Annotated in this window: 16 protein-coding genes; 5 read left to right on the top strand and 11 right to left on the bottom strand. The window is 66.6% G+C overall.

Going from position 1 to position 19,220, the window contains the following annotated elements; translation table 11 throughout:
* Window positions 1-2: 2 nt before the first annotated feature.
* Window positions 3-3,791, bottom strand: coding sequence for an AAA family ATPase (locus B9Y86_RS09440; RefSeq protein WP_244894692.1), 3,789 nt, complete (start codon window positions 3,789-3,791; stop codon window positions 3-5).
* Window positions 3,792-3,921: 130 nt separating this feature from the next.
* On the opposite strand from B9Y86_RS09440, the gene B9Y86_RS09435 reads away from it, so the two are divergent.
* Window positions 3,922-5,004, top strand: a complete 1,083-nt coding sequence (locus tag B9Y86_RS09435) for an LLM class flavin-dependent oxidoreductase (protein WP_217809187.1) — start codon at window positions 3,922-3,924, stop codon at window positions 5,002-5,004.
* A gap of 27 nt (window positions 5,005-5,031) precedes the next feature.
* On the opposite strand, the gene B9Y86_RS09430 is transcribed toward B9Y86_RS09435, so the two are convergent.
* The 6 genes from B9Y86_RS09430 to B9Y86_RS09405 form a co-directional block, all read right to left on the bottom strand.
* On the bottom strand, window positions 5,032-5,736 hold the full coding sequence (locus B9Y86_RS09430; protein WP_085485185.1) for a glycosyltransferase family 2 protein: 705 nt from the start codon (window positions 5,734-5,736) through the stop codon (window positions 5,032-5,034).
* Window positions 5,733-7,106, bottom strand: a complete 1,374-nt coding sequence (locus B9Y86_RS09425) for a bifunctional PIG-L family deacetylase/class I SAM-dependent methyltransferase (RefSeq protein WP_085485183.1) — start codon at window positions 7,104-7,106, stop codon at window positions 5,733-5,735. The genes B9Y86_RS09430 and B9Y86_RS09425 overlap by 4 nt, the downstream gene beginning before the upstream one ends.
* On the bottom strand, window positions 7,103-8,104 hold the full coding sequence (locus B9Y86_RS09420) for a hypothetical protein (protein ID WP_085485181.1): 1,002 nt from the start codon (window positions 8,102-8,104) through the stop codon (window positions 7,103-7,105). The genes B9Y86_RS09425 and B9Y86_RS09420 overlap by 4 nt, the downstream gene beginning before the upstream one ends.
* A 111-nt stretch (window positions 8,105-8,215) precedes the next feature.
* The gene (locus B9Y86_RS09415; protein WP_085485179.1) at window positions 8,216-8,389 is read right to left on the bottom strand and encodes a CsbD family protein; all 174 of its coding nucleotides are present in this window, start codon (window positions 8,387-8,389) and stop codon (window positions 8,216-8,218) included.
* Between the two features lie 123 nt (window positions 8,390-8,512).
* Window positions 8,513-8,734 carry a hypothetical protein gene (locus tag B9Y86_RS09410; protein WP_085485177.1) on the bottom strand — a complete coding sequence of 74 codons (222 nt, stop codon included), beginning with the start codon at window positions 8,732-8,734 and terminating at the stop codon, window positions 8,513-8,515.
* Window positions 8,735-8,816: 82 nt separating this feature from the next.
* On the bottom strand, window positions 8,817-9,263 hold the full coding sequence (locus B9Y86_RS09405; RefSeq protein ID WP_085485175.1) for a pilus assembly protein CpaE: 447 nt from the start codon (window positions 9,261-9,263) through the stop codon (window positions 8,817-8,819).
* A gap of 73 nt (window positions 9,264-9,336) precedes the next feature.
* Between B9Y86_RS09405 and B9Y86_RS09400 the strand changes: the two genes are divergently transcribed.
* Complete coding sequence (locus B9Y86_RS09400; protein ID WP_085485390.1) at window positions 9,337-10,122, top strand: DUF817 domain-containing protein; 786 nt, start codon at window positions 9,337-9,339, stop codon at window positions 10,120-10,122.
* Here the strand turns inward: B9Y86_RS09400 and B9Y86_RS09395 are convergent, their stop codons facing one another.
* Genes B9Y86_RS09395 through B9Y86_RS09385 form a run of 3 tightly spaced genes read right to left on the bottom strand, consistent with a single transcriptional unit; the run spans window position 10,123 to window position 12,463 of the window.
* The gene (locus tag B9Y86_RS09395) at window positions 10,123-10,923 is read right to left on the bottom strand and encodes an amino acid ABC transporter ATP-binding protein (protein ID WP_085485173.1); all 801 of its coding nucleotides are present in this window, start codon (window positions 10,921-10,923) and stop codon (window positions 10,123-10,125) included.
* Window positions 10,910-11,578 (bottom strand): amino acid ABC transporter permease, encoded by a 669-nt coding sequence (locus B9Y86_RS09390; RefSeq protein WP_085485171.1) that lies wholly within the window; start codon window positions 11,576-11,578, stop codon window positions 10,910-10,912. Before B9Y86_RS09390 ends, B9Y86_RS09395 begins: the two co-directional genes overlap by 14 nt.
* Window positions 11,579-11,632: 54 nt before the next feature.
* Window positions 11,633-12,463, bottom strand: coding sequence for an amino acid ABC transporter substrate-binding protein (locus tag B9Y86_RS09385; protein WP_085485388.1), 831 nt, complete (start codon window positions 12,461-12,463; stop codon window positions 11,633-11,635).
* Between the two features lie 214 nt (window positions 12,464-12,677).
* Here B9Y86_RS09385 and cofG point away from each other — a divergent pair, with 214 nt between their 5' ends.
* Both cofG and B9Y86_RS09375 read left to right on the top strand, forming a co-directional pair.
* On the top strand, window positions 12,678-15,119 hold the full coding sequence (gene cofG / locus B9Y86_RS09380; RefSeq protein WP_085485169.1) for a 7,8-didemethyl-8-hydroxy-5-deazariboflavin synthase CofG: 2,442 nt from the start codon (window positions 12,678-12,680) through the stop codon (window positions 15,117-15,119).
* Window positions 15,116-17,146, top strand: a complete 2,031-nt coding sequence (locus B9Y86_RS09375) for a flavin-containing monooxygenase (RefSeq protein ID WP_085485167.1) — start codon at window positions 15,116-15,118, stop codon at window positions 17,144-17,146. The genes cofG and B9Y86_RS09375 overlap by 4 nt, the downstream gene beginning before the upstream one ends.
* Here B9Y86_RS09375 and B9Y86_RS09370 read toward each other — a convergent pair.
* Entirely contained in the window at window positions 17,122-17,751 is a 630-nt protein-coding gene (locus B9Y86_RS09370) for a DUF6630 family protein (RefSeq protein WP_085485165.1), read from the bottom strand. The genes B9Y86_RS09375 and B9Y86_RS09370 overlap by 25 nt on opposite strands.
* Window positions 17,752-17,973: 222 nt before the next feature.
* On the opposite strand from B9Y86_RS09370, the gene B9Y86_RS09365 reads away from it, so the two are divergent.
* Entirely contained in the window at window positions 17,974-19,197 is a 1,224-nt protein-coding gene (locus tag B9Y86_RS09365) for an FAD-dependent oxidoreductase (RefSeq protein ID WP_085485163.1), read from the top strand.
* Window positions 19,198-19,220: the final 23 nt, after the last annotated feature.

Below are 19,220 nucleotides of genomic sequence, written 5' to 3'. Positions count from 1 at the left end.
GCCTATCTCGAGAACGGAAGCGGAGCCGTCTCGTCGGTGCTGGGCGACATCGGCTGCCGGTCTACAGCTTTGAGCTCACGCACTCCGATGATCTGGGCGATGCGCGAGGCGACGGCCTCGGGATCACTGAACAGTTCGAAGCTGTGCACCCTCAGGTAGTGCCACCCCAGGCGCCGAAGCATGTCGGGACGCAGACGAAGAGACTCGCGCAGGCTCGTGGCGTGCACCACGGAGTCGGTCTCGATGGCGATGGCCCGTCCGTCGTGCGAAGCCACGAGCGTGAGCTTGCCGCGGTGCTCGAAAGCCACGTCGAGCCCGCGTGACCCGAGCCGTCGGGCCAGGTCGATCAGCAGTGCATCGCCGGGACTCGAGAACGTGTCAGGCGTAGGCCCGGATTCGACCTCGGTGAGAATCTGTCGCAGTGCCACGATGCCGTGGGCCATGCGCTCCTCGTCGATGTCATGCGGGTGGAAGCAGCTGACGATGTCCATGGAACGGCGAGCACGGGTCATGCCGACGGCGAGCAGGCGTTCTCCACCCGGGCGGCCCAGGGCTCCGAAGTTCGTGAGCACCCGGCCGTGCGTGGTCTTGCCGTAGCCGACCGAGAAGATCACACGGTCCCGACTCTGCGCGACCGACTGGTCGAGAGTGGCGACCATGAACGGCTCGGCCCGGTCTTTGAGAATGAAGTCGCTCAGATCGCTGCGCTTGGCGAAGGCAGAGAGAACCGCCTGCTGCACGCGCACCGCGTGACGCGGACTGGCTGTGATGACCATCAGCGATTCGCCGGCGTAGTTGATGGCGTGGTCGAGCACCAGCGCGACGACCCGATCGACCTCGTCGTCGACGCTCTCGACCGCTCCGGTTTCGGCATCGGGCATACCGCCGCGACCCTCGACATAGTGCAGAGCGAGGCTGCCATGACCCAGGAAGGTTCCCGCCCAGGGCAGAGAATCGATCTTTCCTCCGTAGAAGCGGTGGTTCACCAGCTCTGCCAGGTCTTCGCCGCCCGCCCGGTAGCTGCGTGTGAGAGGAAGCGTCGGAACGAGTTCAGCCAGACGGGCCAGCGCGGACTCCGCATGCAGCTCTTCGACGGACTGCTCGGCCTGAGCCCGGTTCGCCGACTCGGGCGTCGCCGCGATGGCGATGTCGAAGCGCGACGGGGTCTGCGTGACCGGGTCGCCGAATGCCACAACCTGGCGTCCGCGTCGGATGGCTCCGACGTTCTCTGCCAGGGTGGTCGCCCCGGCGTCGACCAGGATGACCGTGTCGAAGTGCAGTGAGTCGGAGATCTCTGCGATCTCGTAGGGAGACGCGAGCCAGACGGGAGCGAGAACGCGGCCCAGATGGGGAGCCGCTTCGTGCAACGCCTGTGCGTCGACGCCCTCGGTGCGCAGGGTCTTCTTGAGAGCCGCGGCCTCTTCCGGGTAGTCGACCAGCCCGACGCTCCATGTCTCGGCGAGCTGCCAGGCCAGGAGGGCGCCGCTCGCCGAGGCGTGTGCCTCGTCGACCAGCCTGAAGTCTGCCTCGAGTCGATCGAGCACCGAGGTGTTCGCGCCGAGCAGGGCCCTGTCGTTGGCGAGCATGAGCTCGAGGACCGACTGCCACCAGGCGAGCTCGAGCTCATCGGCCACAGCGCTCTCGGGCACATGCCGCTGCGAGAGATCGGTCAGCAGCGGGTCGAGCGAGTGCTCGCGAAGCGTGTCGAGAAGCGCCGTGCGCTCCTGCAGATTGGCGAGAACCTCGGAGTCTGCGGCGAGCCCTTCGACCATCGATACGAGCTCGTCGATGGGAAGGCTCGTGAGCTGCCTGGCCGTGCCCACGGTGCCCAGCGGCACGTCGAGCTGAGCCAAGTCTTCGGTGACCCGCTGGTAGGCGACCTGCACGTCGGCAATGCCGATGGGGATTTCCGGCGGGATCCCCGCAGCCGCGAAGCGGTACCAGAGGGTGCGCTGCTGCTGAATGTGCTTGAGAGACTCATTGAGGTCTCCGATGTGCACACCGGGTCGCACGTACTCGCGCGCCAGGCCGCGCAGGCGACGTCGGCTCGTCGACGAGAGCTGCGGCGAATCGCGACGGTTAGACGTCGCCGCGATCAACTCGGTCAGCGGGCGGTCGAACACGACCGGAAGGAACTTGTCGAGCGTCTCGCGCAGATCGAGCAGGAGACGCAGATAGACGCCGAGCTCCGTGAGCGTGGCGAAGGGCCGCATGCGGGTCTGGCCGATCAGTTCCCAGGCGCCGGAGAGCAGCGTGGGGAGATCGGACTTGTGCAGCTTCTTGGCGAGCTGGTGGGCGCTGTGAGCATCGTCGGACGATGCGAACGCGGCGCCGTACCAGGGCGAATCGTCGGGCCCGTAGCGGAATTCGCCCAGGGCTGCAGCTTTGCTCAGGGTCTTCGCTGCCTGAACGCGGCCAGAGGCCAGGCCTTCGAGAGCATGACGGTCGAGTCGGGCCTTCGTGGAGGGAGGCGTCTGGAGCAGTTCGAGGCGAGCGAGTTCGCGAAGCGCATCCAGAACCGAGACCTTGAGCACGGGGTCGACCCGGCCGAGCGAACTGCGGTAGTCGAGAAGCACGCCGCGAAGGCGCACCAGGGCCTCGTCGACATCGGCGACATGAGGCTGCCGTGCCTTCTCATTGCGACCGATCGACTGGATCAGATCACGGCGAAGCGTGCGCGGTGACACGGCGACGCCGGGCAGTCCGACATCGGTGAGGCGACGGGCGATGCCGCGCAGGCTGAGACGGCGAGGGCTCACGACGAGAACGCGCTTGTTCTGCGCGATGAGGGCACCGACGGCGTTGACGATGGTCTGGGTGCCGCCCGTTCCAGGCAGAGTCTTGACGACGAGCGAGTTACCCGCGCCGATCTGCGCGATGACGTTCTCTTGTTCGGGGTCGGCGTCGAGCAAGAGCGTGTCGGTCGACGGCGGGCGCTGGTCTTGCGGCGTCGCGTCGACCGGGTGGTAGCCGTCTTGCACACCGCGCCGGGCGGTGACGTTGCCCGCGAGCGCGTCGAGAACCGGATGCGCGAGGTCGACGGCGTCGTCGACCAGCGCGTGGCTCACGTCGGCGAACGTCGAGACGGCGAGCCGGGGGCTGACGCTGAACCACGCGAGCTGCGAGGTGAGGCCGCGCAGCTGGTCGATGACGGGCTGCGGCTTGAACACGCCGTTGTTGACCGCGAGCGCCACGAGGGCGTCGGCATCGAGTTCGATCTGGAACTGCTCGGACAGGGCGCGAACGAGCTCGGGGTTGACCGTGGGGCCGCCGCGCAGCTTGAGCTCGAAGTCTCGTCCGTAGCGGCGCACAGAAACAGGGCGCAGCAGCACGGGAGCGCTGAAGGATTCTTGCTCGAGTCGCCATTCGGCGAAGCCGATCCCGAGGTTGACGGCATCGATGCCGCGCACGCTCCGCAGTTCGACGCCCTTGTCGGTGATCGCGGCGGCCGCGAGACGGGCCGTGCGCAGGGCCAGTTCGTCGCGGATGAGGCTCGAGAGCAACGTGGCGTTGCCGGTGATGAACTGTGCGAGGCCTCCGGGGTGGGTGGCCGACAGGTCGATGCGGTTGCGGGGAGAGTCGTCGAAGTGGATGAGCGGAGATACTCCGCCTACCCTGCTGAGTTCGTCTCGCCAGCGTTCTCGATTGGGCTCGACCCGGCTTTCGCTGGAGAGGTTGGTGAGAGGTCGACCGGCCTTTTCAGGCGCGGTCTGGTGACCCCAGGCCGACGAGTTGTCGTCGGCCGCAGTCGGAATTCCGTCTGCATCTAGTTTCTTATCGGCGCGCCACACACGGTTACCTTAAGCGGGCCACGCCCGAAAACCTGGCATCTGCAAGGGGTTTCGCCGCATTTGCCCGGTTTCGTGCGACACATTCGAGACCACGGAATACCGGCGGACATCCGAAGCGTTGACTCAAACGATGCTGAAACTCTCCGTTCTCGACCTCCTGCCCGTGCGCACCGACCAGACGACGGCCGACTCCGTCGCTGCGGCCGTCTCTCTCGCGAAACGGGCTGACGAGCTCGGCTTCACCCGATACTGGGTGGCCGAACACCACAATATGGAGGCGGTCGCGGCGACCTCTCCGGCCGTGCTGATCGCCCATTTGGCGGGGAACACGAGCCGAATCCGGGTCGGATCGGGCGGAGTGATGCTGCCCAATCACGCGCCTCTCTCCGTGGCCGAGCAGTTCTCGTTGCTCGAAGCGATGCATCCTGGTCGCATCGACCTCGGCATCGGCCGGGCACCAGGATCAGACCCGGTGACCGCGTACATGCTGCGTGGTGCGCGCGCCGAAGAGTCGGGAGTGGATTCGTTCCCTGGTGACGTCGAGCTGGTCGCCGGACTTCTCGGCTCCGACGACACGCCGATCACCGACGCTTTCGACGCCAGCGCGCAACCCGGCGTCGTGATTCCGCTGCGCGGTCGCGACTACGCGTTGCGCTCAACCCCGCGCACGGAATCCTCCCCCATGCTCTGGCTGCTCGGTTCGAGCACCTACAGCGCACAGCTGGCGGCGCGCCTCGGAATCGCCTTCGTCTACGCCCACCATTTCGGGCAGACGGGCATCGACACCGCACTCGACCTCTACCGTCGCGAGTTCCAGCCATCTCCAGGGCTCGTCAAGCCGACGACGTTCCTCACGGTCAACGCAGTGTTGGCCGACACACACGAGGAGGCCGAGGCACTCGCTCTTCCGCAGCTCATCACGATGGCCAGGCTCCGCTCCGGCGGCGCGCTCGGCCCTCGCATGACGGTCGAGCAGGCCCAGGCCGTGACGTTGAACCCGATGGAGGAAGATCTCGTGGCCGAGCAGTCGGCACGATGGATCATCGGAACGCCCGAGACCGCGTGGCCGCGCCTCACCGCACTTGCCGCGAAGTACGGAGTCGACGAGGTGATGGTGTCGCCGATCGCCTCAGACCACGACGGCCAAGACGCCCGCGTCGGCTTGGGAGCGGAACACACCCTCGAGCTTCTCGCGGCGCAGCAGAGGCCGTAGCCCTTCGCGTGTGCGCGATCGCTGCGGCTAGCCCGCGACGGCGCGGAGGACGCCCGCATATCCGCCAGGCGCTCGACCCAGCACTCTCGACGAGGTGAGCACGGCGGCGCGTGCCGTGCTGGCCACGTCGACCCCGAGGCTCTCCAGCGACGCTACGAGCGCAGCGTCTTCTCCCGTCGATACGGGGGCGAACCCTCCCCCGGCCAGGTAGTGATCGGCCCGCACTCCGAGATTGGCGCCGTGAACATTGCGGTGGCTCTCGCGCAGCGGATGCCGCCGCAGGTAGTGCGCGAGCCGCTCGGCCTCGAGCCCCTCGTCATCAGGACGGACAGCACCGAGCAGGACGCCGTGCCCCGCTTCGGCCGCCTCCAATTGCACGCACAACCAGTCGGCGGAGACCGCCGAGTCCGCGTCGGTGTTCGCGATCCAGACGTTCTCCGGTGGTACGACACCGCCTGCCAGCGCACGTTCGATGCCGCGTGAACGCGCGACGCCCACCGCGCCCGCCGAGATCGCAATCGCGTCGACGCTCGGCCGACGAGCGACGATGGCGGCCGTGCCATCGATGCACCTGTCGAGCACGACGACGATGCGCACCTCGGGGCCATCCATCGGGCGCGCGCTGCGGAGCCGTGCCACCGCTGCGTCGAGGGCGTCGAGGCAGCGCGTGATCGTCTTCTCTTCGTCGCGGGCGGGAACAACGATGACGAGCTGTCCGATGAGGGTCGTCACACGAGCCCCTCAGCCGTCGCGACCGATACCGCGCCCGGCAGGCCGAAGACATCGAGAAGGAAGTCGTCATCGGCATAGCCCCCGATGCACTTGAGGCGGGCCGACCGATGGAACGCCCCGTGCACATCGTCGCCGCGCATGGGGTAGTCGCTGACGGGGTGCCGCCAGTGGCAGGCGACGACGATGCCTCCGTCGTTCAGGCTTGCGGCGGCTCGACTCACGAGTTCATCCAGGCGATCGGCAGCGAGGTAGTACCCCACCTCGGAGACGACGATCAGGTCGAAGGTCTCATCGGGCCATTCCTGCTGAAGGGCACGGCGTTCAAGGCGAACCTCTGAGCGGCCGGCCAGGCGTTCCCTGGCCAAATCCAGCGGCGCCTGGGCGATGTCTGTGGCAAGCACATCGTCGGCGCGATCGGCGAGTTCGGCCGTGAGCACGCCGATCGAGCAGCCGATCTCGAGAGCAGAACCGAAACGGCGTCGTGGGAGGGCGGCCAGCGTGAGAGCCCGCTTTCGTTCCTCGTACCACCGCGTCTCGAACCCCCAGGGATCAGCGCGGCCCTGATAGAAAGTATCGAAGTAGCTCTGTTCCAACGACTCGCCCGAGAGCGCCGCGGCCGACTCGTCGGCCACGACGAAGGTCTCGAAGTCGCGACGAAAATGCGCAGCGAACGATGACGAGACGATCGCTTCGTCTCCCGGCGCATCGGAGAGCGGTTCGGTCTGGCTGCGGTGGAGTGCGAGCGCAGCGGCCTTCGCCGCGGTGGCTTCGGCGCTCAGCGGCAGGGTGCGGAGTCTCTCCCACGGCCATTGTGGCGAGCTCGGCTCAGCCCAATGCCAACCCCAGATCGGGTACTCGACGAGTGTCGCGCCGGCGGCTTCGGCCGCCATTGCCGCCGCGTTGGCCGCGACGGTGTGATCCGGATGCCCGTCGCCGCGCCAGGGTGACGCGACCAGAACCCCAGAATGGTCGCCGATCGCGGCCCTGACAGCACTCGTCAGTGAATCACCATGCTGGCGGAGCTCCCCGTCGGGGAGACCGAGGAGCTGGATCGACGCCCCCGGCGCGAGCGCGTCGATCGCTCCGACGACCTCAGCGCGCCGAATCACGGTGAGGCGCTCCGGCGTGACGGTTGTCGACTCTGGATGCGACCGCTCTCCCGCGGTTGCGACGATCACGGCCACGGGGATGCGCGCCGCATGCGCCGCCGCAATGAGGCCTCCCGCTCCGAGCGTCTCATCGTCGGGATGGGCGGCGACGACGACGAGCAGCCCGACATCGTCGAGACTCAGCGACGGAACGCTCGCCCAGTTTTCTGAGGCGAGCCACGCCGAATTCGTGGTGCCCGCGTCTCGATGGTCGAAGGTCACCGCGCGGACTCCTCTGCGAGGATGCGTCGACCCAGTGACGCTTCATCACGCTCTGCGTGATGCTGGCGCACGTACAGTTCGAGATCGGCCACGCGCCGAGCGTGCTCCGCCTCGAGAGCGAGGGGCGCCGGTCCAAGCGAGTGTGCGACGCGGCGAAGCACATCGTCGACAACGGTCGCCACGACGATTCGCACGCGGGCGGCCAGCATGCGACCTTCGCTTGCGTCGGCTCTGCCGTCGTCGATGCGATGGCCAGCGTCGTTCAACGCGACCCGCGCGGCGAACAGCCCCGCATCGACCGCGCCGAGATGCATCAGCGCGATCTGATCCGGCTCACGGTTCGTCGACTTCGCGCCCGAAAGCAGTCGCTGTGCGAGACCTTCTGCCCCGCCCAGCCAGCAGGCCGCGACGCCGATTCCACCCCACGCGAATCCGGGCCTGTCGAGGTACCAGTCGTCGGCTCCCACGGGAGATGCGACGACCTCGTCGAAATCGACCGCTCCGCTCGGCACTCCCTGCAAGCCCAGTGCGATCCACTCGCCGCGGCGCACCTCCACACCCTCAGCTCGAAGATCCACCTCGAACAGTCGCCTATGACCCTCTGCAGTGTGGGCGGTCACCAGGGCATGATCGAGCAGCGCCGCCATGGAACACCACGGTTTCGTGCCCGATAGGCGCAAGCGCCCGTTCGACTCGAGAGCATCGAGTCGCACGCCCGGCCCCTCTGCTGCGAACACGCCCCAGGTACCTGCCCGCGGTTCGTGCCCGGCCTCGGCGAGGATCGCACGAGCATCCAGATGCGCCTCGACGACCCGGGCCGCCGTGAGATCAGCACGGCCCAGCGCACGCAACAGATCGAACAGGGCCGGGGTCGTGCCGGAGCCAGGTCTCGGCGCGACCTCGCCGATCGACAGGGCGAGCTCAACGGCCCGCTGAGGATCGCCCTCAACCGCTGCGGCCTCCGCTGCCCAGAACTCGAGAGACTCAGCGAGCGACACTCACTACTCCTTGCGTCATTGAAACTCCCCCATCCGCCACGAATGCCGGAGCACCCACGGTGCCCCGGCATTCCTGGTCATGCACGTCAGCCGACGGCTGCGCGACGACCGTCAGTGCTTGAAAGCGTCTTTGACGTTCTCTCCGGCCTTGCGGGCGTCGGCGCCCACCTGGTCGGCTTTGCCCTCGGCTTCGAGTCGCTCGTTGTCAGTGACCTTGCCCGTGGCTTCCTTCGCCTTGCCGACTACGTCGTCTGCGGCGTTCTTGACCTTGTCGTCGAATCCCATGGCATCCACCTTTCGTCGTGCCGGAATCCTTTTGAGTTCCGGCATGTAGGTGACGCTACGCCTCGAGAGACCAGGGCAAATGGGGGTTGTGAGGCCTCCGACGATCCGTTAAGGACAAGCTCGTCAGTTCGGAATCTCTTGCGGAGTGTCACCGATCAGTTCGTAGGAGACTGGCTCAGGAGTGACGGGAACGACGAGTCTCCAGACCCTTTCCTGCGACTCGCCCTCAGCATCGAAGACCTCGACGATCGTCTCGCGAGGCTTGCCGTCGACGAAGTGCTCGACCGTCTCCTTGCCTTCTGAGAGTCCGCCTGATTGAAGCAGTGCACGATACGTGTCAGCCATGGAATCCAACCCCTTTGTCGATTCCGGAGAGAGTTCCGGTTGACCTCAGTTTCTCGGATCGAACGGCCCCGCGTCCACCCCCTCAGAGCGCAGCGCTGGATGCCGACACCAGCGTCAGCACGGCCCGCCCGTAGGCTTCGGCCGGGTCGGCGGCCGTGTGGCTCGAAGGTGCGCCCCGAAAAACGATGTCGACACGATACTCGGGGGCTGCATCCTCAGAGGTCTCGAGGCGCACAAGAGAGCGGAACGCGCCTCGAAGCATCTCGCGGAGTTGATCTTCGCGCGGCAGCCACAGTGCCTCGTTCAGCTCGACAGAGTCGAGCGCCCACTCGGTCGTGCCGTTGAAGCCGAGAATCGTGCCCGTGGGGTAGTGCTGGGCCTCGATCGTCATGTCACTGACGGTGAAGACCTCGGCGTCGAGCGCTTCGGGGTCGAAGGCGGGCGTATCGATCGAGAAGCGATCCCCCGACGCCGGCTTCCAGACCAGCCCGGCATCGCGCAGTGATCGGGCGAGTTCGACGGTGATCATGCAGCCATTATGGCTGGGCATGCTGGACCGGGATCTCAGAGAGACCGACGCCCGTCCGCGCTATGCTCCGGCGATGACTACAACGACGGCGAGGGCAGGGTCTCGTCTGCTCGATCTGCTCGACTTCGGCTACAAGCAGGCCCTGTCGTGCCTCTTCGCCGTCTCGATCGTCGTCGGCCTCGCCATCACCCACTTCGTCGACTTCGGGCTCGCCCGCTACGACACGATGCTCGTCTGGTGCATCATCGTGCAGATCGTGTTGCTCGCGACGAAGATCGAGACGCGCGACGAACTGCTCGTCATCTGCATGTTCCATGTGCTCGGCCTCGCGCTCGAGGTCTTCAAAGTCGCCGTCGGCTCGTGGAGCTACCCCGATGCGGGGTTCCTTCGAATCGGCGACGTTCCCATCTACAGCGGGTTCATGTACGCGGCCATCGCCAGCTACATCTGCCAGGCGTGGCGTCGATTCGATCTCGACATCGACTCCGTGCCGATGGTTCCCACGATGATCACGGCCATCCTCTTCTACGTGAACTTCTTCACCAACCACTGGCTGCCCGACGCTCGTTGGCCGCTGCTGATCGTGGTCGCGGTGCTCATGCGCAAGACCTGGGTGCGCTTCAGGGTTCGCCAGACGGTCTACCGGATGCCGCTGCTCGTCTCGTTCCTGCTCATCGGCTTCTTCATCTGGTTCGTCGAGAACATCGCGACGATCCTCGGGGCGTGGAGTTACCCCGGCCAGGAGGCCGGGTGGACGCTGGTGCACGCGAGCAAGATCGGTTCGTGGATGGTGCTGGTGATCTTCAGCTTCATGCTCGTGCTCTGGTTCAAGCAGCGCAAGAAGTCGCTCGTCGACTGACTACCGGTCGAGCAGGCGGTGCAGGAACTGTTTCGTGCGCGCCTCGCGGGGGTTCTGCAGCACCTCGGTCGGCGGCCCTGACTCGACCACGACACCGCCGTCCATGAACACGATCGTGTCGGCGACGTGTGAGGCGAAGGCGAGCTCGTGCGTGACGAGCACCATCGTCCACCCCTCTGTCGCGAGCTCTCTGATCACGTCGAGAACGTCTCCGACGAGTTCGGGATCGAGTGCCGAGGTGGGCTCGTCGAAGAGCAGCAGCTGCGGCTTCAAAGCCAGGGCGCGCACGATGCCGACCCGCTGCTGCTGGCCTCCGGAGAGCTCGAACGGATACGCATCGGCCTTCGCGCCGAGACCGACGCGCTCGAGCAGCACACGCGCATCCGCTATCGCCTCGGCCTTCGGCCGTTTCTGCACCTGCACCGGGCCCTCGATGACGTTCTCGAGAACCGTGCGGTGCGGAAAGAGGTTGAACTGTTGGAAGACCATAGCGGAGCGGTCGCGCAGCGACGCGAGCTGTCTCTTCGAGGGGGCCTTCGAGAAGTCGACGACGTTACCGCCCGAGAATTCGACCGTGCCCGCCTCGGGCACTTCGAGGCCGTTCAACGATCGCAGCACGGTGGTCTTTCCAGAGCCCGACGGCCCGATCAAGGCTACGACGTCTCCGCGCGGCACCGTGAGATCGATCGACTTCAACACCTCGACGTCGCCGAAGCTCTTGCGGATGCCGCGAGCCGTGAGAAGGGGCGCGGCGATGACCGCGTCGGCCGGCTCCGGAGCCAGGGGGTCAGTGGGCGACATAGCGATCCAGCCTCTTCTCGAGCACGGACTGGGCGCTCGAGAGCACGAGGCAGATCACCCAGTAGACGACGGCGGCCTCGATGTACAGCGCCATGAACTCCTGGCTGAACGCCGCGATCTGCTGCGCCTGCCTGAACAACTCTGTCACCAGAATCAGCGACGCGAGCGATGTGTCTTTGACGAGGCTGATGAAGGTGTTCGACAGCGGAGGCACGGAGACCCGAGCCGCCTGCGGAAGGATGACGCGAACAAGCGTCTGCCCCCGCGACATGCCGATCGTGTAGCCGGCCTCCCACTGCCCCTTGGGTACCGAGAGAATGGCCGCCCTGATCACCTCGGCCGCGTAGCCGCCCACATTGAGCGAAAAGGCGATGATGGCGCTCGGCCACGGGTCGACGAGAATGCCGATCGATGGCAGCCCGTAGAAGATCACGAACAACTGCACCAGCAGCGGTGTGCCCCTGATGATCGAGATGTACGCGCGCGCGACGCCCGACACGATCCAGATGCGCGAGAGCCGCATCAGCGCGATTCCGAGCGCGATGACCAGCCCCAGCACGAACGACATCAACGCCAGCGGGATGGTACCCGTGAGCGCCCCTCCCACGATGGGGAGGAGCGATCGCAGGAGCAGATCCCACAGCGATTCGGTCATTCGTCAATCTTTCCGTACGGGAGCGTCATCGCCCGACCCTCTTTCGCGACAGCCCTACTGGGTGACGTCGCTTCCGAAGTACTTGTCGGAGATCTTCGCCAGCGTTCCGTCGGCGCGAAGGTCATCGAGCGCCTTGTCGACGGCCTGCTGCAGCTCGGTGTTTCCCTTGGCGAAGACGAACGCGTTGAGCGAGGGGTCGTCTGTCTCGGCGGCGATCTTGAGGCCGGTGTCGCCCTTCTGCTTCTGGTAGTCGAGGAAGGTGAGGTTGTCGTTCACCGTGGCGTCGACGCGACCCTGCTCGAGCAGTGCAACGGCCTGCGCCCAGCCTTCGACGGCCTCGACGTTGGCGCCGTTCTTCTGGGCCAGCTCGTACCAGTTGCTGGTCAGCGACTGCGCCGTGGTCTTGCCGGCGAGGTCGGCGAACGACGTGATGTCGGTGTTGTCGTCTTTCACGACGATGACGCCGGGGCTCACCGTGTAGGGCTTCGAGAAGTCGTACTTTGCCGAACGCTCGTCATTGATCGAGACCTGGTTGGCGATCACGTCGAAGCGGCCGGCCTCGAGACCCGCGAAGATCGCGTCCCACTGGGTCTCCTCGAACTTCGGCTTCACTCCGAGCTTGTCGGCGACAGCCGTGATGATCTCGACGTCGTAGCCGGTGAGTTCGCCGGTTCCGTCTTCGTGATAGCTGAAAGGCTTGTAGGTGCCCTCGGTGCCGACCGTCAGAACTCCAGACTCCTTGATCGCGGCGAGCGAGTTGGCCTTCAGCTTGCCCTCGCTCGTCGAGCCGCCAGATGTCGACGACGGGCTCGCGCACGCACCCAGGGCAAGAGTTGCGGCTGCGGCGAGCGAGATGAGCGCGACGAAAGAGGAGGAGCGTTTCACGGGGTGGTCCTTTGCTGTGTGACTGAAGGTGTTCAGGGTAGCCAGCGCTCGAAGCAGCGAGAAAATTCCGTGACGCCGCATGACGGGCACCGTCGCGGACCGCCACTCTGGCCCGCGCGTATAGTTGAAGGCAATCAGCGCGCGGGCCTGGATTTGGGCCCACCGGCACTCCGTCGAGTGCTCGTTCCACCCTTCCCCCCGCAGAAAGACGCTGATGACAGACGCTTCGCCCACCCCCGCGATCTCAGAGATCCAGGATGCGCTGGGTCGTGTCGAGCGCGACCGTCACGTGTCGCAGTTCGACGCAGAATTGCTCTTCTCCGCCCGCGGCGACGAACTCGATCGGCTGCTCGCGGTGTCGAGCCGGCTGCGCGACGAGGGGCTCGACCGCGCTGACCGCTCGGGCATCATCACGTATTCGAAGAAGGTGTTCATTCCGGTCACGCACCTCTGTCAAGACCGCTGCCACTACTGCATCTTCGTCGAGACGCCCAACAAGCTGGCCACCAAGGGCAAGCCCATCTACATGTCGCCCGACGAGATTCTCGAGGTGGCGCGGGCGGGCGCGGCGCTCGGCTGCAAGGAGGCGCTGTTCACCCTCGGCGACCGGCCCGAGAACCGCTGGCCGGTTGCGCGCGAATGGTTGGATGCCCACGGCTATGCGTCGACCATCGACTACATCAGGGCCATGGCCATTCTCGTGCTCGAGGAGACAGGGCTGCTCCCCCACCTCAACCCGGGCGTGATGTCGTGGAGCGAGCTACAGGCGCTCCGACCGGTCGCGCCATCGATGGGCATGATGCTCGAGACCACCGCCACCCGGCTGTGGTCGGAGAAGGGCGGCGTGCACTACGGCTCGCCCGATAAGGATCCGGCGCTGCGACTGCGCGTGCTCGACGACGCGGGTCGATCGAAGGTTCCGTTCACCACGGGCGTGCTGCTGGGCATCGGCGAGAACAACGCGGAGCGCGCCGAGGCGCTCTTCGAGATCCGGGCCTCGCACGAGCGCCACGGGCACATCCAGGAGACGATCGTTCAGAACTTCCGCGCCAAGCCTCGAACGGCCATGCAGAACGAGGTCGATCTCGCGCTGCAGGAATACGTCGCCGCCGTGGCCGTGGCCAGGGTCGTCATGGGCCCGGATGCGACGATCCAAGCGCCGCCGAACCTCACCGACGCGCACGAACTCGGTCTGCTGCTGCGCGCCGGCATCGACGACTGGGGCGGGGTGAGCCCGCTCACCGCCGATCACGTCAACCCGGAGCGCCCCTGGCCAGAGCTCGACACCCTCGCGGCGCTGACGAAAGACGCCGGATTCGAGCTGCGCGAACGGCTGACCGCGCATCCGCAATTCGTGCGCGAGCCCGACGAATGGATCGACGCGCGCATCCGGCCGCACGTCGACGCCCTGGCTGCGCCGTCGGGCCTCGCCCGGGAGGACGCCCCGGTCGTCGGTCGTCCCCGTTCGCGTGCCGCGCACTCGAGCCCCCGTTCCCTGAACGTGTCGAAGGGCAACGAAGCACTCCTCTCAGCCGAGAAGAACCCGAGCGGCCTCAGCGACGCGCACTATGTCGATCTTCTCCAGGCATCCGGTACCGAACTCGACGCGCTCACCGCTCTGGCCGACGACATTCGCTTCGACGCCGTGGGCGACGACGTGACCTTCGTGATCAACCGCAACATCGACTCGTCGCTGTATGGCATCGATCCCGAGAACGGCGGCATCACGCTCGAGACGATCGGCGCACTCGCCGATGAGGCCGCGGCCCTCGGAGCGACCGAGCTCTGCATTCAAGGCGCCGTTCCCGCGCACATGCCTTCTACTGCATATCTCGACATCGTGCGCGCGATCAGGGCCAAGCAGCCTGGCCTGCACCTCCATGCCTACCGCCCCACCGAGATCACCGACGGAGCGAGTCGCCTCGGCCTGCCGCTTCATGACTACCTCGAGGCCCTGCGCGAGGCCGGAGTCGACAGCGTGCCCGGAACGGGCGCGCGCATCCTCGACGACGACGTTCGCCGCGTTCTCAGCGAGGGCACCGATCCTGCAGCCGCCGAGTGGATCGCGTCGATGACAGCGGCTCACCGAGCAGGACTCCGCTCGACCTCGACCATGATCTACGGTCATGTCGAGACCCCGCTTCAGCAGCTCGCGCATCTGCGCACGCTCGCACGCATTCACGACGAGACGGGCGGATTCACCGAGTTCATTCCGATGCCCTATGTGCGGCTGGATGCTCCGGCGAACGTCGCCCGCGTCGCCGGCCCGGATGCGCGACAGACGCGCGCGGTGCACGCGGTCGCGCGGCTACTGCTGCACGGGCGCATCGACCACGTGCAGGCTGCGTGGACGAAGCTCGGACTCGCCGAGAGTCAGTCGGTGCTGCGCGGCGGAGCCGACGACCTGGGCGGGCTGCTGCTCGACGGAACGACCAAGCCCGAGGCCGGCGCTGAAGCGCACCGCTCGCTCACCATCGCCGACCTCGAGCGCACTGCGAGCGAGATCGGGCGCGGCGTGCGGCAGCGCACGACGAGCTACGACTCTCCGACGCCCGAGCAGCTGGCGTTCGCCCGCCGATCAGACGCGCCACCGGCCACTCGACTGCAGCTTCCGATCTCCGAGCGTCGCAGCTCGCTCCAGACGTCGCGCTCATGACGCAGCCCTCGGGGCGTGCGACGGTCGTTCTTCTGCGCGGTTCGGGCGACGACGACTTCGCGTTCCTCGGCCCGACGCTGGCACGTAATCGCCGCGTGGTGATCGTCGACCTGAGCGTGACCTCGAAGCGGAGTTCCGACGAATGGACCCGGGAACTCGCCGAGGCGGGCGACGACTGCTGCGTCATCGCGGTCGGTGCGCACGCCGACGAGGCCGTGCGAGCGACGCTCGATACGCGCGGAGTCGTCAGCCGACTCGTGCTCATCGAGCCCGAGTTCGATGGCACTGCACCCGAGACAGGTGCTCTCCCCGTGCTCGTTCTCGCCTCGGGCGAGCCGGGGCTCGGCGATGTGCGCGGCACGCTGCGCGAGCGCCCGGCGCGCATCCTGAGCACGATCGAAGACTTCCTCGATGACGCAAAACCTCCCTCTCGCCGGTCGAGTAGGCCGCCCGCGGCCGTATCGAGACCACCCGTGGGTGATGTCGACCTGCAGGCTCGTCCCTTGCGCGACCACTCAACCAGCGCAGTAGAGGTCGACACGGTGATCGTGGGTGCGGGATTCGCGGGGTTGGGAGCCGGCATCCGTCTTGCACGGCGTGGCGACAAGTCATTCGTGATCCTCGAGCGCGCGGGCGACGTGGGCGGCACCTGGCGTGACAACACCTACCCCGGCGTCGCCTGCGACATCCCCTCACATCTGTACTCGTTCTCGTTTCTGCCGAAGCCCGACTGGTCGAACTTCTTCGCGAGCGGCCGCGAGATTCACGACTACCTGCGCGACGCCGTGCGCTCGGAGGGCCTCGAAGGGCATCTGCGGCTGCGCTCGGAGGTGCTCGAGATGCGCTGGCTCGCAGACGAGCTGCGCTGGCGGGTGACGACGAGCTCGGGCGAATACCTTTGCCGCACGCTGATCGTCGCCGCGGGCCGGCTCTCGGACGCCCGCATGCCGGATGTGCCGGGGCTCGACTCCTTCGCGGGGCCGGTCATGCACTCGTCGACGTGGGACGACTCCGTCGAGCTCCGCGGACGACGCGTCGGAGTCGTCGGCACGGGAGCGTCCGCCGCACAGCTGATCCCCCGGCTGGCGGATGTCGCCGCGAGCGTCGTCGTGTTCCAGCGCAGCGCGCCCTATGTCGTTCCGCGCCCCGATCGCGAGTACACCCTCGACGAGCAGCGTCGCTTCGCCGATGATCCATCTGCGCACGAGGCACTGCGCGACGAGCTCTTCTGGGGTGCAGAGACGGCCTTCGCCGAGCGGATGCGTGTGCCCGGCTTCATCGATCGGCTGCGCGATCGCGCGCTCGGCCACCTCGAAGCCCAGCTCGACGACCCTTCGCTGCGAGCCGCGGCCACGCCCGACTACGAGATCGGCTGCAAGCGGGTGATCATCTCGAACGACTACTACCCCGCGCTCGCCTCCCCCTCTGTCACACTCGAACCGTCGGCGCTGCGCTCGATCTCCGACAGGGTGGCGACGTCGGCGGGCTGCGCGTCATTCGAGCTTGACGTGCTCGTGTTCGCCACCGGATTCGAGTCGACCCGCCCGCCGTTCGCCGCGCGCACCTACGGGGCCGACGGCATCCGTCTCTCTGATGCGTGGGCCGACGGCATGCGGGCACACGCATCGACGACCGTGCACGGTTTTCCGAACATGTTCGTGCTCGATGGGCCCAATGCGAGCCTCGGCCACAACAGCGCGGTGGTGATGATCGAGGCGCAGATCGACTACGTGCTCGCCGCGCTCGATCATCGCGACGCAGTCAGCGTCGATGCGATCGACGTGTCACTCGAGGCGCAGGATGCCTACACGCACGAGATCGACGCCAAGGCCGCGTCGACCGTGTGGCTGACCGGCGGATGCGACAGCTGGTACGTCGACGAGCGCAGCAGACGACTCACCCTGCTGTGGCCCGACTTCGCCTACGCCTTTCAGCGACGGCTGTCGCGCTTCGACGCAGAGAACTATGCGGTCATCGAAGCGCCGCGAATGGCCCCCGCGCTTCAGAGCTCGATACCGTCGCCGTAGTCGCGCCCGCCGGAGTGCCGCGCATGATCGAGCGTCATGGCATCGACGCGGTGCCCGAGCTCTGCCGCGAGCGCCACGACCCTGTCTCGGTTGGCGCTCGCGACGAGAACGATCGTGTACGAGTCGGAGTCGATGTCGAAGACGAGAAGCTCGAGGCCTGCCGGGGCGAGCAGCGCGTTCGCGCGCAGCATGCCGAACGTGAGGTGCGCATCCGCGTCGTCGACAGACTGCAGATCGACGCCGCTCGACAACACGGCGCTCATGCGACTGAGCGCCCACGCGAGTTCGGCGGCGTTGTCCTTCCAATCGAGCTCGTGCGCCAGCTCGTTCTCGATCAGCCAGTCGACGAGAGCGAACCACGGATCGACGGCGTCGTCTTCGATGCCCCTGTTCTCCGCCTCGGCGGAATGAGCCTCGAAGTATTCGGACGGCGAGGAGTAGGCCTGCAGCACGACCTCGGCGAGCCCGACATCCGGCGACAGCAGTGAGGCGAGCTCGCGCCAGCGGGCGGCTCCATCGTCATCGGATGCGTGTGGCTCGGCCTGCGCGGGCCGTTGCGGATCCGGTGACGGCGCCGGCGCGCGGCGGAACGGATTCCAAGCCATGTCCGGCCCCCTTCCGTCGCTCTGAACGCATCTGAACCTCAGCCTGACAGCAGGAGATGCGACGCGCATCCCCCTTGTGCACGATGGAGGCCGCCGAGCACGTAGAGAAGGCCTCTCGTTGCGCAGACAGCGACGCTGTTGCTCCCAAAATCTTGCTATACGATCGTCTGATAAATGGGAAGAGGTTCGCGGTATGGGTGATTGCTCGACTCGGCAGGTCACATGCGCACGCTGATCGTGGGCGGTGGTATCGCGGGCCTCGCCGCTGCCGTTTCGCTGCACCAAGCAGGCCAGAAAACACGCGTGCTCGAGCGATACGACCGCACGGCCGACGATGTGGGCGCGTGGTTGCAAATCGCCAGTAATGGCATGATGGCGCTCGAGGCTGTCGGGCTCGGGGAAGCCACGGGCGAGATAGGCAGCCCGACGACCCGTCTCACGACGTTCGCGCCAGACGGCAGAATCACGGCGGATACGCCACTCGGCCAGCGCCCAGGAGAGGGACCTGCGGGGCGATCGGTTCGCCGATCCGACCTCTACCGCGTGCTCCGCGAGGAGGTCGAACGCCTCGGCATCGAGGTGATCCGCGGTGCACGTGTCGTGAGCACCGAGCAGATCGGAACGCTGGTTCGGGTGCATACCCGCTCGGCCGAAACCTACTCCGCCGACCTGGTCATTGGCGCAGACGGCATCGACTCCGCGGTGCGCGCGTCGCTCATAGGCGAGAAGACTCACGCGAAGAGAACCACGCCCGACTTGGTCGGCGTCGGCGGCGTCGCTGAGGCAGGCTCGCTGCCGCCGAACTTCGAGACACCCGCGGGCTCTCTGCAGTTCCGTTTCGGCCGAGACTGCTTCGTCGGATCTGTGGGGATGGATGACGGGCGGACATGGTGGTTCGTCAACCCCAGACTGACTGCGTTACCCGGTGGCGCGGCCTCAGTACCCGGAATGTCATCGGCCGCGTGGCCGGAAGCTCTCGCCGCTCTTGCCGCTCGAGACGCCCTGCCGATCCAGCATCTGGTTGAAGGCACGCCCGCGCTCGACGTATGGGCCGCTGCGGGTCGGAGCAATTCCGTGCTGTGGGGCAGAGACTCAGTGGCTCTGATTGGTGATGCGGCCCACGCCATTCCGCCCACGTCAGGGCAAGGTGCCTCTCTTGCACTCGAAGATGCCGTGATCCTCGGTGACATCGTTCGCGAGGGCGGTTCGCCTCGCGACATCGTTCCTGAGCTTGCCCGCCGCAGAACGAAGCGCGTCACGAAAATCGGAGCTCAGGGTGTTGCGCTCGACCGAGCCAAGCTGCTCGGGCCCATCGGCTCACTCGTGCGAGATCGCATCATCTTCCCCCTGACGGACCGTCGCTCGTCCGCAACAGGAACGACGCCGATGCCGTGGATGTACGACTTCGCGATCGACTCCACCCGGCATCGCGGCTCTCACCACTAGATCTTCGCTGCCGTCGACGCATC

Source organism: Agreia pratensis (assembly GCF_900177685.1).
Lineage (GTDB): Bacteria > Actinomycetota > Actinomycetes > Actinomycetales > Microbacteriaceae > Agreia > Agreia pratensis.
This window is presented reverse-complemented; position numbering and strand designations above follow the sequence as displayed.